Here is a 19,237-nt window from a genome sequence, read left to right as displayed (position 1 = left end):
CCACCGCCTCATCTGACGGGACCGCCCGTCTGTGGGATTTACAGGGGAACGAACGGGCCACCTTCAAAGGGCATTCTAGCCCGGTATGGAGTGTGAGTTTTAGCCCGGACGGTCAAACCCTGGCCACCGCCTCTGATGACCGCACAGCACGACTGTGGGATTTACAAGGGAACGAACGGGCCACCTTCAAAGGCCATTCGGGTCCGGTATTGAGTGTAAGTTTTAGCCCAGACGGTCAAACCTTAGCCACCGCCTCATCTGACCGCACCGCCCGATTGTGGGATTTACAGGGGAACGAACGAGCCACCTTCTCTGGGCATTTGGGTTCGGTATTGAGTGTGAGTTTTAGCCCGGACGGTCAAACTCTCGCCACCGCCTCATCTGACCGCACCGCCCGACTGTGGGATTTACAGGGGAACGAACGGGCCACCTTCTCTGGGCATTTGGGCCCGGTATTGAGTGTGAGTTTTAGCCCAGAAGGTCAAACTCTCGCCACCGCCTCTAAGGACGGCACCGCCTGTCTGTGGCCGGTGGAGGGGTTAGATGAACTGCTGGCGAGAGGGTATGACTGGGTACAAGATTACTTGGTCAGCCATCCGGAGGCGCGAGAAAAATTGAGTTGTTGCGAGAAGTGAGAAATGGACGAGTGAGGGGTTTTGGTCACGATTCCTCCTCAACCCACCCCAGTTCCACGGTGCTATAATTCAAATACCACTCAAGGAGGATACATGAATGAGCGTGATTATTCCCGATGATATCCTGACGGCGGCTAAGATGTCTGAAGCTGAACTCAAGCTGGAAATTGCGATCGCCCTTTACCAGCAAAAGAGAATCAGCGGCGGAAAAGCGCGACATCTAGCTGGAATCAATATCCTGGACTTTCAACGAGAACTATCGAAGCGGGGAATTTGCGTCAATTATGATGTCGAAGATTTTCAGCAAGATTTAAAAACATTGAAAGAACTGGGTGAATTATGACCGTTGTCAGCAATACTTCTCCCATTACCAACTTAGCGGCAGTCGGACAGATTGATTTGTTACGGCAACTCTACGGCACAATTATCATTCCCCAAGCTGTTTATCATGAAATGACTCGGGGGGATGATACGGTGCCGGGTAAGGTTGAAGTCCAAACTTTATCTTGGATTCAGGTTCAACCCGTTTCTAACCCCAGTCGCGTCACGGAACTGATATCAGAAATTCACTTGGGGGAGGCGGAGGCAATTGTTTTGGCGATCGAGTTACAAGCTAACCGACTTCTCCTGGATGATTATCGCGGCAGAATGGTGGCAACTCGATTGGGACTTAAAATTACCGGGGTGTTGGGAGTTCTGTTGGTTGCTAAAGGGATGGGACTGATTCCATCGGTTAAATCGGTGATGGATGATTTGATTGCGATCGCCTCTTTTCGGATTAGCGATCGGCTTTATGGGGATATCTTACAAGCTGCTGATGAGTAACATCGTCTGCTCAAGCTACTCCAGCTAATGCGGATATGTGGGTTGTAATTATAATAAAACTTCCCTATAGCGACCCTCAATGAATTTGCCAATGGATCTAACCCTACGAGTATTGGAGTGCGAGCATCTTGCTCGCTTTCTTTATGACTGATTTAGCCTCGCTATATAGGACCAGGTTAGAAACCGGGTTTTTTTCAAAATCTCTGCATAATTGCCACAAATTTAGGCAGAAACCCGGTTTCTTGTCTTAGAAGGTTTTATCCTTGTTACCCTTGCAATTTTGTTGGTCCTAAATATTGGGTTAAATAGGGAGAAAAAACCTCATAAATTAAGGTTAAAGGCTTTTTATGATGCCAAAATAGATAATGTCTTCCCCAAAAGGGTCCTGTTTGTCCGAAGGCGGTTTCTAAGGCGGGGGAATGTCCGTAGTGAATGCCTTGAACGTCGCGATAGAGTTCTGTATGCAGGCGCGAGAGGCTCTCCCAGATAGGGATTGAGCGGTTTTGCAGGTATTCATCGACGTGGCTGGCTTCCCACCAGGAGGCGGCGTAGGCGAGGCGTTGTCCCGAGGCGGTGCGTAGCCAGACTTGTCGCCGCAGTCGGGGTCCGGGGACCCATTGGATGGGGTCCGGTGCGCCGTCGGGTTCCATTGCGATCGCCGACATATCAATCACATCTACTTCCGTGGGTTCCCCGGTGAGTAGTTTCAGGTGGCGCGTTGGCGAACCGTCGCCGAGGAGCAAAATCTGCCATGCTGGTGCGAGTTGGTGGTGGGGGAGTCCCTGCTGTACCCACTCTTCTCCCCCTTCCCAGATGGGGTCGAGGCGGTGCCAGGTGGTTGGCGGGGTTACGCTGTTGGTGGGTCTGGAAGTAGCAGTCAAGGCGCTTAACAGAACTTAACGTCACTCTCAATCATAGCGTTCCTTGTCCCTAGTCTTGGGGAAGGGGTGGAAAATGGCTGGGGATTGATTTAGCTGAGATTTTGGCACCCGTTGCAACAAATGGCGGGGGTTTAAACCCCCGCCTAACAGCTAAAGTCGGTTGAAAACCGACTAAAAACACCACGGTATCAGACTTGCAGTCGGTTTTAACCGACTTGAGCGATGAGGCCGCCAATCGTTTAAACCCCTGCCGGTTGTTGCTACTTAAAATTGCAATAAATTTTAACAGAATTTCCTTGCAAAAATCCCTTTCAGCCTTGACAATAGCAAGCGGGTAAGGTGATGGTTTAACTCGACTGCTGATTCGGGTGTCAGTCGTCAAATTTTAGGAGTAGATCCACCCGTCAAAATTAGTGGAGCCAGTAAGTATTAATCGTGGGGGAAACATTCAAATATAAAGAGAAATGGCGAGTTTCTTGGCCGATCGCCGCTGGGGTTTTGGCCTTGGCAACCGTTGGCGGATGGTTTTTTTATGGTCGGGTCCTGAATCCCTCTGCCAATGCGGTGGAGGTCAGCACAATTGCGGTGGAACTGGGAACGATTGAAATTGCGGTTAATAATAGTGGGGTTGTCGAATTTGGCGGTCAGCAAACGCTAAAATCTCCTACCGATGGCACGGTGGATCGGGTTTTGGTGCAGGTTGGCGATCGCGTCCCATCCGGTGGGGAATTAATTACCTTACGCAACAACCTGGAGGAACAAACGACTTTTGCAACTAAACCGTTAGAAATTCGCGAAAAACAACTTTCTCTGGCCAATACGGAACGAAAAGTTTTGGAGGCGCAGGACAATCTAACGATCGCTCAAACTGAACTTCAGCAACTTATTCAGCAAAATATTTCCCGAGAAAGTCAACTGGCAACCCAGGAATCAACTCGCCGAGAACAATTACTCTATCTGGAAACTCAGCGCCAAAAATTGGGGGAAACACAACAAAAATTAAGGGAAGCACAAGAAGAATTAACCCTCTTAGGTGCGGTTGGATCTCAAAAACTGCAAAGCAAACTGAGTGAGTTAAACCTGGATATTCAAAAGCTGAACCTGACCCTACGAACTAACCGCCTCCAAGTAATTGACGCACAGGAAGAACTCGCCACAGCACAACAGAAACTACAAGAAGACCAAGACCTAGCGCAACGAGGATTTATCCCCGAACAAGAGGTTCAAAGTCAAGAAAGTGCCGTTCGTCGTGCTGAATTTTCACTCCAAGAAGCGGAGGTAGCAGTGACTCAAACTCTTCTGGATTTAGAGAAAATTGAACTCCAACGGAAAAACATTGAGGAGGAATTGGCCGATGAGCTAGAGACGGCACAAAACGAGGTGGAAACCGCACAAGAGAATCTCAGAACGGTAGAGGCAGATATCCGCCAGGGAATGTTTCAGTTGGAACGGACTGAAATTGAGTTAGACAAACTCCGTCGGGAACCGAAGACGGAGGTGGAGGAGGCAAGGGATGCGGTCCGAACGGCAGAAAGTCAAGTGCGAGATTTGCGATCGCAATTTAACCAAGAAAGACTCCAACTAGAGCGAGAACAAATTGCCATCCAAAACACCCAGGAGCAGTTAGCACAAAATATCGTTGCTACTCCGATTGATGCGACCATTTTACAGGTGATGGTCAAAAATGGAGATGGCATTAACCGGGGAGATAATTTGCTCACTTTGGGAGACCCCTCTCAAGAATTTGTGAATCTTCAGCTTTCCACCTTGGATGCTTCCCAGGTTAAAGTCCAGCAAGAAGCACGGGTGACGGTGATTGGACCGAATGCTCAGATTTATGAGGGGGTGGTCCATGAGCTTTCTCCCCTGGCGATTACCCAGGACAGTGATTCGGGTTCGGGACAATCCTCGGTGCCTGCTACCATCAAGCTGAAAACTCCGACGGGGAGTTTAATTCCCGGTGCACAAGTGAGTGTGGAAATTATTGTGCAGCAGCTTCAAGATGTGGTGGTGTTACCGATTGAAGTGATTCAACGAGATGCGCCTCAACCTTATATTTGGACGGTGGATGCTCAGAGTCAGGTCCAGAAACAAACCATTGAGTTAGGTTTGGAAGGGGTAACGGAGGTGGAGATTAAATCGGGACTGGCACCGGGGGACCAAGTGGTGCTGCCGCCTTCGGATGTATCTTTAGAACCGGGGATGGTGGTGGAAGTCGCCAAGGCGGAGGAACCACCGGGGGACGGGGAAGAGGGTTCCGAACCCTGACGGCGAAGGGGAAGGAATGAACTTCCCATCCTTGATTTCTGAAGTGAGTTTTAGGGAAGGGGTCTGCATTATGAGTCTAAGTGTCTTTGATTTAATTAGGATTAGTTGTGATTCTCTGCGGGGAAATCGCTTGCGATCGGCGTTGACGACTTTGGGGGTGTTTATGGGGGTGACGGCAGTGAGTGCGACGATGCAAGTGAGAACGATTAGCACAGCGGTGATTTCTCAGGAAATCCAAAAGCGAGAAGCACCGCAAGTTCAGGCGGGGATGTGGTCTCGGGATGGCAAGCGATTGCGGGTGGAAGATTTGGACTATTTAAAAAGTCGCTTGACTGGGGTACAGGCGATCGGTACAAGCGCCGGGATAGATTATGAGGCCAGTATTATCTTTGAGCAAAAGGAAGGGACGGCGAACGTCAGTGCGGTTTCTGAAGACTATTTACAGATTGCCGGTCGGTCCATCTTGCAAGGACGATTTTTTAGTGAGGCGGATTTTACCAGTTATCGCTCGGTTGCGGTCATTGATGAGGTCTTACGGGAGCAAATCTTTGAAGAGATTAATCCCGTTGGCAAACGAATTTTTTATCAGGGTCGATTGTATGTAATCATCGGTCTCGTCGATACCAAGCTCCAGTATCGGGATGAGGAACCCAGTGGGGAAATATTGGTGCCGATGTCGCTTTATGCCGCACTCACAGGCCGACACAACATCGGGATGATGTTGATCCGACCCCAGCAAATGGAACAGATGAATGATTTGGAAGAACAAGTTAAACAACTGTTAACTCAGCGCTACCCGGAGGGGAATATCTATACTTGGAATAATGTTCAGGATATTTTAGAGCAGAAAAAAACCCTGGATATGGTTTCGCGAGCCTTATTGGCCGTGGGAGCAGTGGCGTTGTTGGTGGGGGGAGTGGGGATTGCGAATATTACGATCGCAGCGGTGATGGAACGGACGCCGGAAATTGGGTTGCGTCGTGCGATCGGTGCGACCTCCGGGGATATTATGTTCCAGTTTATTTTAGAGGCGGCGATTTTGAGTCTAATCGGGGGAGTGTTGGCAATTTCAACTGTACATGGGTTAACGGTAATCGTGGCCGATCGCTTTGAGTTGCCTTATGAATTTGAGCGGAAAACTGCTGGATTGGCGCTGGGTTCGGCGCTGTTGGTGGGGGTGGGTGCGGGATTTTTGCCAGCGATGCAAGCGAGCAAGTTAGACCCGGTACAAGCATTGCGATCGCGCTAAGATTTGATACAAGTTAGGAAGGATGAAGGGGTATGCAGAACAATCAAGATACAAAGCATGGAGAGATGGCGATCGGCACTCAGATGAAGCAGCAGCGACCTGTTTGGGTGACGCCGACGGTCAGTTTTATAGCGGCTATTTTTGGTACATCTTTGACCCTGTTGGCCGGGAGCAAGTTTCACGAAGGAGGGATTGCCGAGGAACTCACACCGGAGGCGATTCCGGCACAAATCACGATGCCAGAATTGCCAGTTACCCCGGTTACTTCCCCAGAAGTTCCGGCCTCACCTCAAGGGACTGTTCCCGCTGTGGTTGGGGATTTGTTGTCTGGATTAACGCCAGATTTTCCCAGTCCCTCTCCAGTTTCCCCACCTGTAAAACCGGCAGGCTCATCTAGTGAGGTGAGAAAAACTGCACGGCAGATAGATGTGCCACCACCGGCAGAACCCGTTGACCCCAGAGCAATAGAACGGCCTGGGAGAGAACCGGAAGCGGAAGTGCCTCAAGGCGATCGCTTGGAGCAAAATGAAGTGATATCTCAGAGTCTTCCTCAGTTACCCGAAGAGTCGAATCCCCCCAGTGGCGATCGCGATTTAGACCCAGCAACAGTGCCTTTATTTGAGAATCGGCCTGGGGAATTGCAGCAAGTGCCGGTGACAGGTCCTCAGACTCGTCCTGCAGTTCCTGAGACTCCTGGCGAGCGCCGAACCGAGGGAATTCCCGTAACCCTGGTGGAGGTGGTGGGTTTAGCAGTCCAAAATAACCGAGCGATTAAAAATGCCTATCTCCAGCGCCTCGCAGAACGAGCCAATTTAGCCGTTGAATTAGATAAATTTCAACCGATTTTTACCCCAGAAATCTCGGTGGGTATCAATCGCAATGATTTCGGGAGTGCAAGCAGCAACTCTGCTGAAATTAGCGCCGGTTCGATTGTCTCCATGCGAACCTCTACCGGGGGAGAAATCAGTGCGAGATGGAATTTCGGAGGTCTTAATCAAAGTAGTAATCAATCTGAAATTGAGGATTTAGATAATATCAATCAAGCGCTTGAGCTCAATTTTAGCCAATCTTTATTACGGGGTTTTGGCAACGAGGTCAATACCGCTTCCCTTAAAATTGCCGAATTCTTAGAAACCATCAATCAACGAGGTTTACAATCCACCTTAATCGATATCATTACCGAGGCTATTTTAGGATATCGCCAACTCTTGCAAGCACAGGAAGAGGTAAAAATTGCTCAAAATTCCCTAAAAATTGCTCAGGATATATCGGAGATTAATCGAGGGTTGGTGGAAGCGGGGAGACAAGCGAGAATTGAGTTAGTGCAAAATGAACGGAATATTGCCAACCGGCAAGTCCAACTCTTAGGCGCGGAAAATAACTTTGAGCGGGTGCGATTGGACTTGCTCAAGATTCTCGATGTTCAAAATTTCCCAATTATCGCCGGGGAAAAAATTGTGGTGGAAGATACTCAGTTAAATGAGGAAGAGTTGAAGCAATTGGCCTTGCAAAACAGTTCCACCTATCTCAATGCACAACTGGAGGTGGAGATTGCTCAGTTGAATTTACTGGTGGCGGAAGATGAGAGGCGCTGGGATATGAAGTTGAATGCGAGTTATGGGAATGGGTTGCGATCGCAAAGTGCCGATCGCAATGATATGAGACTGGGAATTAGTTTGAGTAGAAGGTTTGGCGATCGCAGATTAGAGAGTCAGGTAGAGCAAGAACGAGTGAATCTGTTACAAGCGCAAAATGACCTGAATGATGAACGAGATAATCTTTTAATTGAAGTGGGTGATCAGGTTCGGGACGCTAATTTACTTCTAAAACAAGTAGATTTAGCAAGGGAAGAGAGAGGATTTGCCGAACAAAACTTGGAAAATGAGCGAGAATTACTCAGATTAGGTCGGGGTTCGATTCGCAACATTATCACCGCTCAAGAAGAAGTAGTCAGTGCGAATAATAGCGAATTGACTGCACAAATTAACTATTTGAATGCCTTGACTCGGTTGGAACAAACCGTGGGAATTACCTTGGAAACCTGGCAGGTGACGGTAGAAACGCCGGAAGAGTAAAAACGGAGGGAGGAAATGCGAAGGAATTGACTCCGTTGTGATAGACTACTAAAAATCAGGACAATCAGGGAGGAGTGAGCATCGTGGTTAACCAACTTTCAGGGGGTAACGATGGGTTACAACCTGTAGACTACAGCTACCTTTTGGAGCAAATTTCGCGCGCCATCCAGGGTAATAATCTATTTCAACTGTCTGGGGATAGGAATCGATTGCGAATTAAAATCGATGAAATTGCCGGTGAACTGGCGACAACTGCTCAGATTCAGAATCCCCTAACTTCCGCCAATGGGGTGCGATCGGCCTCGGTGAAATTTACCCCCAGAATTGAGGAGCAATTTAGTCAGCAAATCCAGCAAATTCAAGACCAGTTACGACGCAATCTCCAGGAAACAATGGGGTCTGTGGAGGCGATCGCACAGACGATTGACCAGATGAGTCCGGAGTTAACCCAGGTTCAAGGCACAACCGGACAACTGGGATTTACCTTCAATTTTAATCAATCTTCTCCACCTCTTCAAAAAGAAAAACTCCGACTAGAAACCAACCGTCCTGGCAGTGAATCGCGGCTGAAATTCCATAAAATCACCTTTTCAGTGCAAAATGTAGACCGATTTCCCTCGGACCTACGTCAGGGAATTGCGAATTACATTACAACTAAACTTGCTCCCGATGATGAAAAGATTCAACGAGAATTATTAGACGTTCTGGATGGATTAGTCCAAGATGAGTTTTCCTACTTTGATGATTTGCAGCAATTGGTAGATACCGAAAGTCTCGGAAAGCTCAAAAAAGAAGCAAAAATCATCTATTTAGAGCATTTGGCGGAGCATATTGAAACCAGCGATACCCTCGGGATGATTTATCTCAACGATTTAATTCGCCGCTTACGGTTAATCGAAGATTACATCAATGATCCGGAAAAAGCAGATGGAGATTTCGAGGTCAACTATCAGGGAGTGACGGTTAATTATCGAGATGCCTTATCCCGCGCTGAAGTCTTTGATTCTCTGCCAATTATTCCCATCATTGATGGCAACTTAGGAGAACATACGGACCGAGAAAAAGGGGAACGGCAGTTTATTTTTGGACTAAAACTTAAATTTGGCGGTCCGGTCCAAACCCATGCCGGACAAGAAGTATTGGATTATAATCTGATGCTACTGGACCCGGATAATGACGAAAATAAGGAGGCAATATCTGATGAAAATCGCCGAGAATCCTTTGTCAGGAAAGTATTAGTACGACTGTTTCTTTATTATTTCGTGTTTGCTTCAGATTGCGATCCAGGAAAACCCGATTATAACCCGGATCAGGAAGGCAACTTTGACCCTTGGCGACGGTTTGATGAACGGGTGATGCCAATTTTATCCGGTTCGGAGGAAGAACCAAAACAGCGAATTTTGGCGGGGTTCGTCCTGGGAATGAACAGATTTAATGTCCGGTTTAAAATTGAACGCCTGCGGACTATGCTGCAAAATGTGATCAAGCGACAAAGAATTTTACCCACGCGGATTTATTCGCGACAAATTAACCTCAGAAAAGGGATTTTACAGAAAGATGTCAATAGCGCGCTACTGGGATATTTTTTAGACCCCGAGATAGAAGGAAATCCCAGAGCACAGTTAAAATATGTGACCATTGGGGAACCTGGAATGGAAAACACAGCACTCTGTCGTCTCCCAGCAAGTATCAAAATTGAAGATATCCGGTATTTCCCGGAAACTGAACGAGAACGATTTACCTGGAATTATCAGATTGCTGGAATTCGGATGCTGGCGGTGGTTTGTACTCCGAATCAAGGGATTTGTTGGGACCAGTATCGAGCAACATTCCGAAATCAGCCATTAATTTTGTTGGATTATGATAACACGCGCCTGAATCCCGGAGGATTGAATCCGAGTCAGACCTTTATTTATCGGTTCACTTGGACGGTGCTTGCTTATATTTGCTTTGATTTAATCCTGGAAAAAGCACCCAAAAATTTGTTTATTCCGTTTTTGCGACTCCATGAAGGAACCCATGAACGACCTTTGCCAGCAGAGAAATTTTTAGCAAATCTTTGTAAAGAATTATCCTATTTGCTGAGTCATCAATATCGGTCCAATTCCCAAGGTATTCGGTTGCAGAACTTTAATCGCCATCGGTTAGAAAATGGGTTGAGGTCTCTTTATTCCGTGTTACCGAAAACCTTTCGCGTGATGGAAAGCACCTCACCGTTGCAGTTAGATAAACTGGCGATCGCCATTGTATCGAGTCGAGAGAGTGATGCCGCAACCAACCCCCAATACCGGAAGAATCGGATTGCCAATGTCACCGGAGAAATCATCGGCATCCAGCGATCGGCAGAAGATACCATCCAAATTGAACGCCTCCAGACCTTTTCCGATAACTACTCCCTGCATCGCCTCTATCGGGAACCGCCTATTTTAATCGATACTGTCAACCAACTGTATCAACAAGGATACCGGCATATTTTGTATGTCGCACAAGCACCCTATACCAGTACCCTGCATATCACCCGTGGCGATCGGGATGAAGACCTCTATTTTATGTCTCCTCCCCTGATCACCGCCTTGATGAAAAACCATCCAGATCTAAAAATTTATCCCATCTTTTTCGATAAATATTACGTCCGCAAATTAGGCGATTCCAAAGTTAACGCATTTGTAGTCCAAGACACTCAACAACTCACCAGTTTAGCGGAAGACCCCCAACAGCAAGCGGTAGTCTTTCTCAACCTATTTAATGGCATCAGTGTTGGCCGACCGGAGGACCGCTTTTATAATGGTGTGATTTCCTATTCCACCTTATTAGGAGACTATTATCCTCAAGTCATGGATGACCAATCTATTCGCCAAGATTTAATCTATGACACTCCCCTGAAACGGGATATTTTGCAATATTTAACCCTCTTTCACTTCTCCCGCTTCGATCGCAAAAGCGAGCAAACTTTGAAGTTAGACCCTTATGAAAATATCATTGGAGAACAGTCCATTGGTGCTTTATCCATCTTTGAACAGATGACGCCACGGGTTGAGTTTAATGCGTTAGCATTTTTGACGGAGGTTAAAAAAGTCTTAGATTTGCGGAGAGTGGCAACACCCGGCGGGGGATAAATCAAGCGCCTAACAGCTAAAGTCGGTTAAAACCGACTCAAAAACATCACGGGATAAGACTTTTAGTCGGTTTTAACCGACTTGAGCTATTAGCTGGGGGTTAAAACCCCCAGCGGTTGTTGACTATTAGGAGTAATCTCAAGCAGATGATAGCAGAGGAATTAGGCCGGTTGTTTGAAGTAGGGTTTAATATTGGCATTTTGGCATATCTGGAACGCCATCAGATTAAACACCATTTTGGAGACTTGTATCGCCAGGATTTGCAGGGACTGAAATTACCGAAAATGGTCAAGCGGATAGCGGAAAAACATGAGGCGATCGCACCTCAGAACCGCGAGATATTGGAAAAATGGAGTCGCTTTTTTATCCAGAAGGGGTTTCTCTCGGGGTTGAATTTCTTTGGGGAATATCTGGGTTCCCAGGAAGATGGCCTCAAACGTCAACTGGAAATTCTCTACTATCAATGCAGTTTTGCAGGGGACAACAGCATTGGCACTTCCTCCAAAGATTCTAAAGAACATTTCACCCAAGTCTTATCCCAGTTTGACACCCTGGATTACCGGGAAATTCAGCGGATTATTCATCAATATTCTGGACCGGGGAAAACGGGAGAGTTTTTGCAGTCCGATACCTTAATTTTCTTGCGCTATGGTCAGGAGTTCCGGATCTTATCTGTGGATTTATCCGTGTTTTCGGTGCAATCTGCTGAGGATATTGTTCCCCTGGATGATGTGGAAGTCTTGCGGCAAATGCTGAGGGGAGAGTTGGGGTACTTACGGTCGAAAAGTGTTTTTTCTAAGTTGCATCTGGATACCGGCAGCAGTCCCGGGTTAGACTTGGACTTATCGAAAGATTTACGGCAATATTTAACCGCATTTAAACGGCGGGATAAAGAAAGTACCAAGTTAATTCAGGCCGGTTCCTACGCGCATAGTTTCTATGAATTTTTGCAGGAGTATCACCTCTTGCCAGAATCTGCTTCCCTAGTTTTCAATGTGGTGGGATATAGCGATCGCCACATTGGAACCATCTCCCTGCGTCCGGACAATCTCCAGTTGTTGGCCACTTGTGCCGAAATTTATAAGAAAGAACCGAAACAGCAAGAAATTAAAACAGCGCGAAAAAATGTCCTCAAGCAAATTCAGCGAAGTGCTGCCAAAAGTTTTATCGAAGGTCAACAATTGCTGGACAAGTTGTCTCAACCCAACCTCACCGGACCGGGTATCACTGAAGTAATTCATCAGGAACGGATTCAAGGATTTTTTAACTCCGTGGGAATTATTCCCCAGGAGTTGGCAACTCCCTTGGGTTTACCGGAGGGATTGACCCTGCGAAATGGACACGCGGAACTGATTCAAAAGGCGCTGACTTCGGAGGAGATTTATCTGTTTTTAACCGGAAATCCGGGAATTGGCAAAACTACTGCGATCGCCAATTTTTTGCAGTCCCATTTTGACGAGGGATTCTTATTCCTCTATGTCAGTCCCCGGAAACAAGTCAATTTAGATATTATCGATAAGTTTAAATCGGCATCCACCGGCAACCTGTGCGACGATCGCCTCTGGTGTCTCACCAGTAACGCCGTCCTGATTCAGGAAAACGGCGGATTTCCCACGGTTCGATATCACACCAACTCCCGGCGAGATATATTTACTGCCAAAGCGGTAGATTTTATTCCGGCGGATCAGGAATTGCGATCGCCAAGGGGTCAGCGTCGGTCCTCCCGTTTACATCAAATCTCCACCGATCAAATTCGCGATCGCGGGACAAAAACTGCCGGAGTGCTTTCCACTATTTGTTCTGGCATTCATGCAGCAGTCGCCGATCAATTCTCCAATCAAATCCTCGCCACTGTCTCAATCCAATCCTTGCGCGTCACAACCCCGGGAACAACTACCCTGAAACATCTGAATCATATCTTTAAAAGTGCCTACAACCAACGAGATAGCGAAGTCATCCCGGCCAAAATGCGCCAAATCTCGAACCGCATCAAACATCTATTTATTATGATTGACGAAATCACCGGGGATGATAGCGGCGTTTACTTCTTACAAGGTATCAGTAAATTTTTGCACGATTAGGAACTCACCAACCCCGAACATGGATTTAATACCAAGGTGATTGTAGCGGATGCGTCAATTGTAGACAAAGACGTGATTACCCAACACTTATCGCAACCTTCTCCCGAACCGGATAAAATCTATTTTCGCCTTGCCAAACAGTCCCCAAACCCTCTGACTATCGAGACTTTCCAGTTTCGGAATTTACCCGCTTGTGCGATTAATACCAACTCCTATCCCGCCAGGGAGTTGAACATTACTTATAAAATCTTTATCGAATCGGTCAAATTCACCTCCAATCTGTTTCAATCCGAAAAGCGCACCTTAGTCGAGAAGATGCAAACTCGACTGGCGGAAGATATTTATCAGTTATTAAATCAACCGGATGCGAGTCAAATCTTGGTCTACATTCAAGATAAAAAACGGTTGCAGGAACTCATAGAAACCCTTCGCAAGCGCCGAGGTAAATTTGAACCCTACAGGGATTATCTGGAAATTCATGCCAGTCTCGGCGAGGCGGAGAAACTGCGAATTCAGACCTATAAACAAGATGTCAAAGTCGTGTTTATGACCTCCTCCGCCAGTCGGGGATTATCCTTTCCCAAAGCGAAACATATTTTAGTCGAGATTCCCCGGTTTCAGATTGAGAAAAATCTCATGGAAGTGATTCAGGTGATTTATCGCGCCAGGGGAGAATATGAGGAAAATGGCGTCCGGCAGACCCTGGATACGGAAGAGAAATCCCTGATATTTTACTTAGGCGATCGCGCGGTGTACTATAGCAATCCTAAATCAGTTGGGGAAGACGTCGGCGGCCCCCAACCCCTCTCCCAGAACGGGAGAGGGGAGAAGACAGATGATGACGAAACCGAACGGCAACTGTCGATGCAAGAAAGCATCTTGAATCTCTTAAATATCTTGCTGATTCTGAAACTTTCCATGATGACGCGGATTTTCGGGTCCGGACCCTTGGGGAGAAAAGATTGTCTAATCATTCCCATTGGCGGTAAATCCGTTTCCACTGCCGGAATGACCTTGAGTGGTCAAATCACCCACCTGATTCGCGAACTCAAAAATGAATATCGCCAGAAACCCAGTCATGGCATCTTACAAGATATTTTTACCAGTTTGGAAGGTCTTCTCAGTCATGCCGAATTTATCTTAATGGATGAAACGGGGACGGAGAAAACCATGCAAAAATCCTATCTTTCCTTAAGGGAAGAATTCAATACCCAATTTACCCAATACTGTAACCGCCTCGACCAACTTTTAGACCTTGGCAATATTGAACCCGGTCATCTGGTGGGAAGTTTACTTATCGTCCCGATTCACCACAGATTAGAAGAAAGTTATGAAATTCGCTTACAACAGCAGATTCGCCGCTATGCCACCGATGAGTTAATTAAAAAGATGTTTGCCGTGAGTAAGAGTTTGGAATATCCCGAAAACCTGCGATCGGCCATCCGTGGGGGTGCCGTTGAGTTAGTGGAATTACTCCGCCATGAAGCAACGCGCACTCAATGGTTTGAACAATATAGCAATAATACTGACCAATATTATTTGATGCCATTGTTTAACTTCATTGCCGGAGAGGCGATCGCCGAGTATTTCAAAGAAGAACCCGACGAAGAAGAAAACCAAGAATTTAGAACCTTACTCTCGCGCTATCTCCACTCCCTCTATCCCGCCTACAACACCTTACCCATCGGTCGCAAATACCGGGAATTTCCCTTTTTACTCTTCCGAAGCTACAGTTTAGAGCAAATGCGCGCTAAAATGTTTTCCGATAAATATTTATTGAATTCTCATGAGTTAAACGTGCTGAATTTGATTTTATCACGAGAAGAGAAATAATTATAATGGAAAACTACCGTTCAATTCAATCGTTTAATTGAATTAAAGTCAATCACCTTTTGGAGGCAATACTGATGATTGCTGTCCCCAACTCCATCAGTCCTAAAGAATATCTCGACATCGAACGTCAAACCCCAATTCGTCATGAATATCGGCGCGGTTTAGTCTATGCAATGGCAGGCGATACCGATAATCACGATCGCATTGCTCAAAATCTGCTGTACCTGATTAACGTTAAGTTGCGGGACTCTCTCGACGGTCGGTTTTATTCGGGGAATGTTAAGGTCAATTATCAAGATGAGTTTTATTACTATCCTGATGCCTTTGTGACTTGTGACTCCCGGGACCGTGGCGATCGCTATGTCAAACGCTATCCTAAATTCATCGCCGAAGTCCTGTCCCCCAGTACCCAAACCTTCGACTTAGGGGAAAAATTTACCGATTATCAAAAGATTGAGACTTTAGAAGAATACATTCTAATTTCCCAGGAAACCCAGCGGGTAGAATGTCGCCGCCTTACGAGTGCAAATACCTGGGAAACAGAAGTCTATGGGGAAGGCGATCGCATGGTTCTCAAGAGTCTTGCGCTGGAGTTTGCGATCGGTGAACTCTATCTCGGCATGGATCCGTGGATTCTCCTCCGTTTCAATAAAAATTTTTATGCATAAAGCGAAAGTTTATGGTAAAATAGAAAAAGGAGTTCAAAAAAAACCTGATACTTAAATATGGTAAGTCCCTTTGAAGTAGCCAATTACTTTATTTGGTTAGCCAATGAAACTGGCTCTTTTCTCAGCAATCTGAAGCTACAAAAGCTGGTTTACTATGCTCAAGCATGGCATTTGGCACTTGAAGAGTCTCCTTTATTTGAGGAAGACTTTGAAGCATGGATTCACGGTCCAGTTTTGCCAACCTTGTATCAAAAATACGAGTCTTTTAGCTGGAAACCCATTATCGAGAATGTTGCAAAACCCCCTCTCGACCGATCCCTTGAAAAGTTTCTTAAAGAAATAGCAGATGTTTACTTTTGGTGCGATGCTTACGAGTTAGAACTCATGACGCATCAAGAAGATCCTTGGAAAATTGCTCGTGGCAATTTACCGCTTGATGCCCCCTCAACGGATATCATTAAGAAAGAGTGGATGAAGGAATATTACGCAGCTCATGCCGAAGAAACAGAAGAAGACGAAAATTTCGCTGAATCATTCAGCTCCAATCTCACGCACTGAGATAAATTATCCACCAGGTATCAAATTTTCATTTACCTATTTACAAACTAACAATCCCAAATTTCCATGTACCCATCAGGATCCTAAGTATTCTTCTGTGTTGCTGGAAAGATTCAAAAATATTTCTACGATGACTGTTACAGAAATCACCGTGAAGAATGCTGCAAATCTACGGTGCCATCCCATAGACTGGAGTGACCCTAGAGTGACCGAAAAGTGCTTTGGCATTCCTAATGAAGAACAGTTAGTAGCTACGCCTTACCAGTTATTTCAGCTTTCTGCTAACGAATATGGCCGAGTTCATGGGTTTTTTACTGAAAATATTTTTTATATTGTGTGGCTCGATCCAAACCATAATCTTTACTCATAATTTTGAGTAGTATTAATGGCTAATTACCCCAGCATTTCATCAAATGTAGCAGTTTACTACTACAGACCATAAAATTTTCCTCAGTTCTCCCAAACCTCCTGAGATTTCTGCTCAATTTTCTTCGCCACAAATAGCAAGACCGCATATAACATCAAGGTTTCTCCAAACATTTCTAAAAATTCCTCGAAAGCGACTCTAACTTGTTCGATGACCCAGGTTAATACTTCCCGTTCTGGAAACAACTGGGACAGGAGAGGATTCAAAACAATATGTTTAAATATCTCGCCACCAAATCCCCCAATAATTGCCAGCAACAATCCTGATAACCCTAAGATGACTAGGTTTCGATAACCATACCAGAGTGCTTTAAAATCTCGGAAAAAGAAGACAGCGATCGCCACGATTAAAAAGCTATAAATTCCAATCCAATATTTTGTCCCAGAAATTGGCATCCAACTGGATGATCCTAATCCCAGGTGAAGTTTGACCAGTTCATCTAAGGCGACATAGAATAATAACACCGATTGAACCAACCAAAATGCGGGAGAAGGCCGTTCCGAGGACTTGCGGGACCAGAAGAACATCCCTAAATAAACCAAGGAGATTTGGAAGAGAATCGATGCTTGTAATAGGGTGGGAATCGTCATGAATCCATCCATATCAAACGGGGGATAAACTTCTTGATTGATGAAGACGCCGCCAAGGTAAATGATGACGATCGCCACCTCAAAGCAAATTAATCCCCCAATCCAATAAGGAATGGCACGTCTAAGCAATTTGGGGTTCAGGTTCATGGATGAAAATACTCATAAATTTGCTGTGCCAACCTTGGACCAATTCCCGCAACTTCGGCCAATTGTTCCGGCGTCGCGATACTAATATAATCCAGAGAATGGAAATGCGCTAACAGTTGTTTTTGCCGTTCAAATCCCAAACCGGGAATTTCATCTAAACGCGATCGCCTCATTCGTTCGGTCCGTTGTTGCCGGTGAAACGTCACAGCAAAGCGGTGTGCTTCATCTCGCAACCGTCGCAACAATTGCACCCCGGGTTGTTCCGCGTCCGATCGCACAGGCAAAGACTCTCCCGGTTGGAAGATTTCCTCACGCTGTTTCGCCAAACTCACGACTCGCACCTCTTCTAATAAATCCATCTCCCGCAACACTTCCACCACTGCGGACAATTGACCTTTACCACCATCAATCATAACCAAATCCGGCCAATCCGGGGAGTGTTCAATTTTACCAGTGTCTCGTTTTTGTTGACCCGCATCGCGAAACCGGCGTCCCAACACTTCTGCAAGACTAGCAAAGTCATCGGAGTGACCCGATTGCACTTCGGGATTGCGGATTTTGTAGCGGCGATAATGCTGATTTGCCGGGAGTCCATCGATAAAGACGACGCGAGAGGCAACGGCATCGGACCCTTGGACGTGAGAAATATCATATCCTTCGATGCGCCGTGGCAATTCTGGCAAATCCAGGAGTTCTGCTAAATCCTGCATTGCAGCAGCATTGCGATCGCTGAATTTTTGCATCCGCGCCATTTCATAGTCGGCATTTTTGGCAACCATTTCGATTAATTCCGCCTTGGTTTGCCGTTGGGGAGTGAGAATGGAGACTTTGCGACCCTTGCGATCGCTTAACCAATCTCCCAGTATTTCCGCCTCGGGTAATTCATGTTGGACTAAAATTTCGGCAGGAATTTCCACGGAGTCTACATTGCGGTAATGTTCCTCTAACACCCGTTGTAAAATTGCGCCAGGTTCGGCAGTTTGCGCTTCTGCCACAAATCCCAACCGTCCGACTAATTGTCCGGCGCGAACTTGGAAGAGTTGGATACAAGCGCGATCGCCATTGCTGGAGAGTGCGATCGCATCTTGGGAGAGGCGATCGTCCGGCAAGGAGACTTTTTGACCCGCATGAAGGGACTGCAATCCTTGAATGCGATCGCGAAGTCTTGCCGCTTGTTCAAAGTTCAACTCCTCCGCTGCCGCCTCCATTTGCTGCTTTAAAATATCCAGTAATTCCTCCGTCCGACCCTGAAACACCATCGCCACCTTTTGGACAGTTTTGCGATAGTCTTCTGAGTCAATTAATCCTTGACAAACCCCGGGACAACGACCGATATCATAATTCAAACAAGGTCGGTCTTTAAATAGGGGTTGGGGACGCTGACGCAAGGGAAAAATTTGCTTGACTAAATGCACCGTACTCCGCAATACCCCTGCATCGACATAGGGACCATAATAGCGGTCTTTAGCACTTCCCGCCTTGCGCTTGCGGGTGATAAAAATGCGGGGATAAGTTTCCGACCAAGTAATGCAGAGATAGGGGTATTTTTTATCATCTTTCAGCAGGACATTAAAATAGGGTTGATGCTGCTTGACCAGATTTGCTTCTAATGCTAATGCTTCTGCTTCTGTATCCGTGACGATGAATTCAATATCCGCCACTTGCTGCACCATCCGTTCAATCCGCTGACTCAAACTTTGGGAGTCGCGAAAATAGGACCGCACCCGCGATCGCAACTTTTTGGACTTGCCAATATAGAGAATGCGATCGTCGCGATCGCGCATCAAATAGACCCCCGGAACCGGGGGAATTTCCTTGAGTCGATTTTCCAGTCGTTCTGCGTCTTGAATCAGAGTTAAAGGTTGGGTGGTTTCCATAAGAGTT

Annotated in this window: 15 protein-coding genes; 12 read left to right on the top strand and 3 right to left on the bottom strand. The window is 46.4% G+C overall.

What is annotated here, in order from left to right; genetic code table 11:
* From NG795_RS03380 to NG795_RS03370, 3 genes are all read left to right on the top strand, one after another.
* On the top strand, window positions 1-635 hold a 635-nt coding region (locus NG795_RS03380; protein ID WP_367287260.1), incomplete at its 5' end, for a WD40 repeat domain-containing protein.
* A 97-nt stretch (window positions 636-732) separates the two neighbouring features.
* Window positions 733-978, top strand: a complete 246-nt coding sequence (locus NG795_RS03375) for a UPF0175 family protein (RefSeq protein WP_367287259.1) — start codon at window positions 733-735, stop codon at window positions 976-978.
* The gene (locus NG795_RS03370; RefSeq protein WP_367287258.1) at window positions 975-1,460 is read left to right on the top strand and encodes a PIN domain-containing protein; all 486 of its coding nucleotides are present in this window, start codon (window positions 975-977) and stop codon (window positions 1,458-1,460) included. The genes NG795_RS03375 and NG795_RS03370 overlap by 4 nt, the downstream gene beginning before the upstream one ends.
* A 266-nt stretch (window positions 1,461-1,726) precedes the next feature.
* Here the strand turns inward: NG795_RS03370 and NG795_RS03365 are convergent, their stop codons facing one another.
* Entirely contained in the window at window positions 1,727-2,341 is a 615-nt protein-coding gene (locus NG795_RS03365) for a chorismate lyase (RefSeq protein ID WP_367287257.1), read from the bottom strand.
* A 435-nt stretch (window positions 2,342-2,776) separates the two neighbouring features.
* Between NG795_RS03365 and NG795_RS03360 the strand changes: the two genes are divergently transcribed.
* The 9 genes from NG795_RS03360 to NG795_RS03320 all read left to right on the top strand — a co-directional run bounded on the left by NG795_RS03360 (window position 2,777) and on the right by NG795_RS03320 (window position 16,559).
* Window positions 2,777-4,609: a permuted SH3 domain-containing protein gene (locus tag NG795_RS03360; RefSeq protein ID WP_367287256.1), complete on the top strand. Its 1,833-nt coding sequence runs from the start codon at window positions 2,777-2,779 to the stop codon at window positions 4,607-4,609.
* Between the two features lie 70 nt (window positions 4,610-4,679).
* Window positions 4,680-5,858, top strand: coding sequence for an ABC transporter permease (locus NG795_RS03355; RefSeq protein WP_367287255.1), 1,179 nt, complete (start codon window positions 4,680-4,682; stop codon window positions 5,856-5,858).
* A gap of 32 nt (window positions 5,859-5,890) precedes the next feature.
* The gene (locus NG795_RS03350) at window positions 5,891-7,933 is read left to right on the top strand and encodes a TolC family protein (protein ID WP_367287254.1); all 2,043 of its coding nucleotides are present in this window, start codon (window positions 5,891-5,893) and stop codon (window positions 7,931-7,933) included.
* Between the two features lie 83 nt (window positions 7,934-8,016).
* Window positions 8,017-11,049, top strand: a complete 3,033-nt coding sequence (locus NG795_RS03345) for a hypothetical protein (protein WP_367287253.1) — start codon at window positions 8,017-8,019, stop codon at window positions 11,047-11,049.
* Window positions 11,050-11,195: 146 nt separating this feature from the next.
* Window positions 11,196-13,130, top strand: coding sequence for a hypothetical protein (locus NG795_RS03340; protein WP_367287252.1), 1,935 nt, complete (start codon window positions 11,196-11,198; stop codon window positions 13,128-13,130).
* Between the two features lie 36 nt (window positions 13,131-13,166).
* The gene (locus NG795_RS03335) at window positions 13,167-14,963 is read left to right on the top strand and encodes a helicase-related protein (protein WP_367287251.1); all 1,797 of its coding nucleotides are present in this window, start codon (window positions 13,167-13,169) and stop codon (window positions 14,961-14,963) included.
* Between the two features lie 74 nt (window positions 14,964-15,037).
* A complete protein-coding gene (locus tag NG795_RS03330) occupies window positions 15,038-15,631 on the top strand; it encodes a Uma2 family endonuclease (protein ID WP_367287250.1) in 594 nt (197 codons plus the stop codon).
* Window positions 15,632-15,688: 57 nt separating this feature from the next.
* Entirely contained in the window at window positions 15,689-16,189 is a 501-nt protein-coding gene (locus tag NG795_RS03325) for a Panacea domain-containing protein (protein WP_367287249.1), read from the top strand.
* Between the two features lie 130 nt (window positions 16,190-16,319).
* Complete coding sequence (locus NG795_RS03320) at window positions 16,320-16,559, top strand: hypothetical protein (RefSeq protein ID WP_367287248.1); 240 nt, start codon at window positions 16,320-16,322, stop codon at window positions 16,557-16,559.
* Between the two features lie 80 nt (window positions 16,560-16,639).
* Here the strand turns inward: NG795_RS03320 and NG795_RS03315 are convergent, their stop codons facing one another.
* Both NG795_RS03315 and uvrC read right to left on the bottom strand, forming a co-directional pair.
* On the bottom strand, window positions 16,640-17,353 hold the full coding sequence (locus NG795_RS03315; RefSeq protein ID WP_367287247.1) for a DUF8692 domain-containing protein: 714 nt from the start codon (window positions 17,351-17,353) through the stop codon (window positions 16,640-16,642).
* Entirely contained in the window at window positions 17,350-19,230 is a 1,881-nt protein-coding gene (gene uvrC, locus NG795_RS03310) for an excinuclease ABC subunit UvrC (RefSeq protein ID WP_367287246.1), read from the bottom strand. The genes NG795_RS03315 and uvrC overlap by 4 nt, the downstream gene beginning before the upstream one ends.
* Between the last annotated feature and the right edge of the window lie 7 nt (window positions 19,231-19,237).

This window comes from Laspinema palackyanum D2c (assembly GCF_025370875.1).
Taxonomy (GTDB): Bacteria; Cyanobacteriota; Cyanobacteriia; order Cyanobacteriales; family Laspinemataceae; genus Laspinema; species Laspinema palackyanum.
This window is presented reverse-complemented; position numbering and strand designations above follow the sequence as displayed.

Coding starts and splice junctions, on each gene's coding strand:
- NG795_RS03330 (WP_367287250.1), top strand. CDS start 15,038: ATGATTGCTGTCCCCAACTCCATCAGTCCTAAAGAATATCTCGACATC.
- NG795_RS03355 (WP_367287255.1), top strand. CDS start 4,680: ATGAGTCTAAGTGTCTTTGATTTAATTAGGATTAGTTGTGATTCTCTG.
- NG795_RS03325 (WP_367287249.1), top strand. CDS start 15,689: ATGGTAAGTCCCTTTGAAGTAGCCAATTACTTTATTTGGTTAGCCAAT.
- NG795_RS03370 (WP_367287258.1), top strand. CDS start 975: ATGACCGTTGTCAGCAATACTTCTCCCATTACCAACTTAGCGGCAGTC.
- NG795_RS03350 (WP_367287254.1), top strand. CDS start 5,891: ATGCAGAACAATCAAGATACAAAGCATGGAGAGATGGCGATCGGCACT.
- NG795_RS03315 (WP_367287247.1), bottom strand. CDS start 17,353: ATGAACCTGAACCCCAAATTGCTTAGACGTGCCATTCCTTATTGGATT.
- NG795_RS03375 (WP_367287259.1), top strand. CDS start 733: ATGAGCGTGATTATTCCCGATGATATCCTGACGGCGGCTAAGATGTCT.
- uvrC (WP_367287246.1), bottom strand. CDS start 19,230: ATGGAAACCACCCAACCTTTAACTCTGATTCAAGACGCAGAACGACTG.
- NG795_RS03320 (WP_367287248.1), top strand. CDS start 16,320: ATGACTGTTACAGAAATCACCGTGAAGAATGCTGCAAATCTACGGTGC.
- NG795_RS03340 (WP_367287252.1), top strand. CDS start 11,196: ATGATAGCAGAGGAATTAGGCCGGTTGTTTGAAGTAGGGTTTAATATT.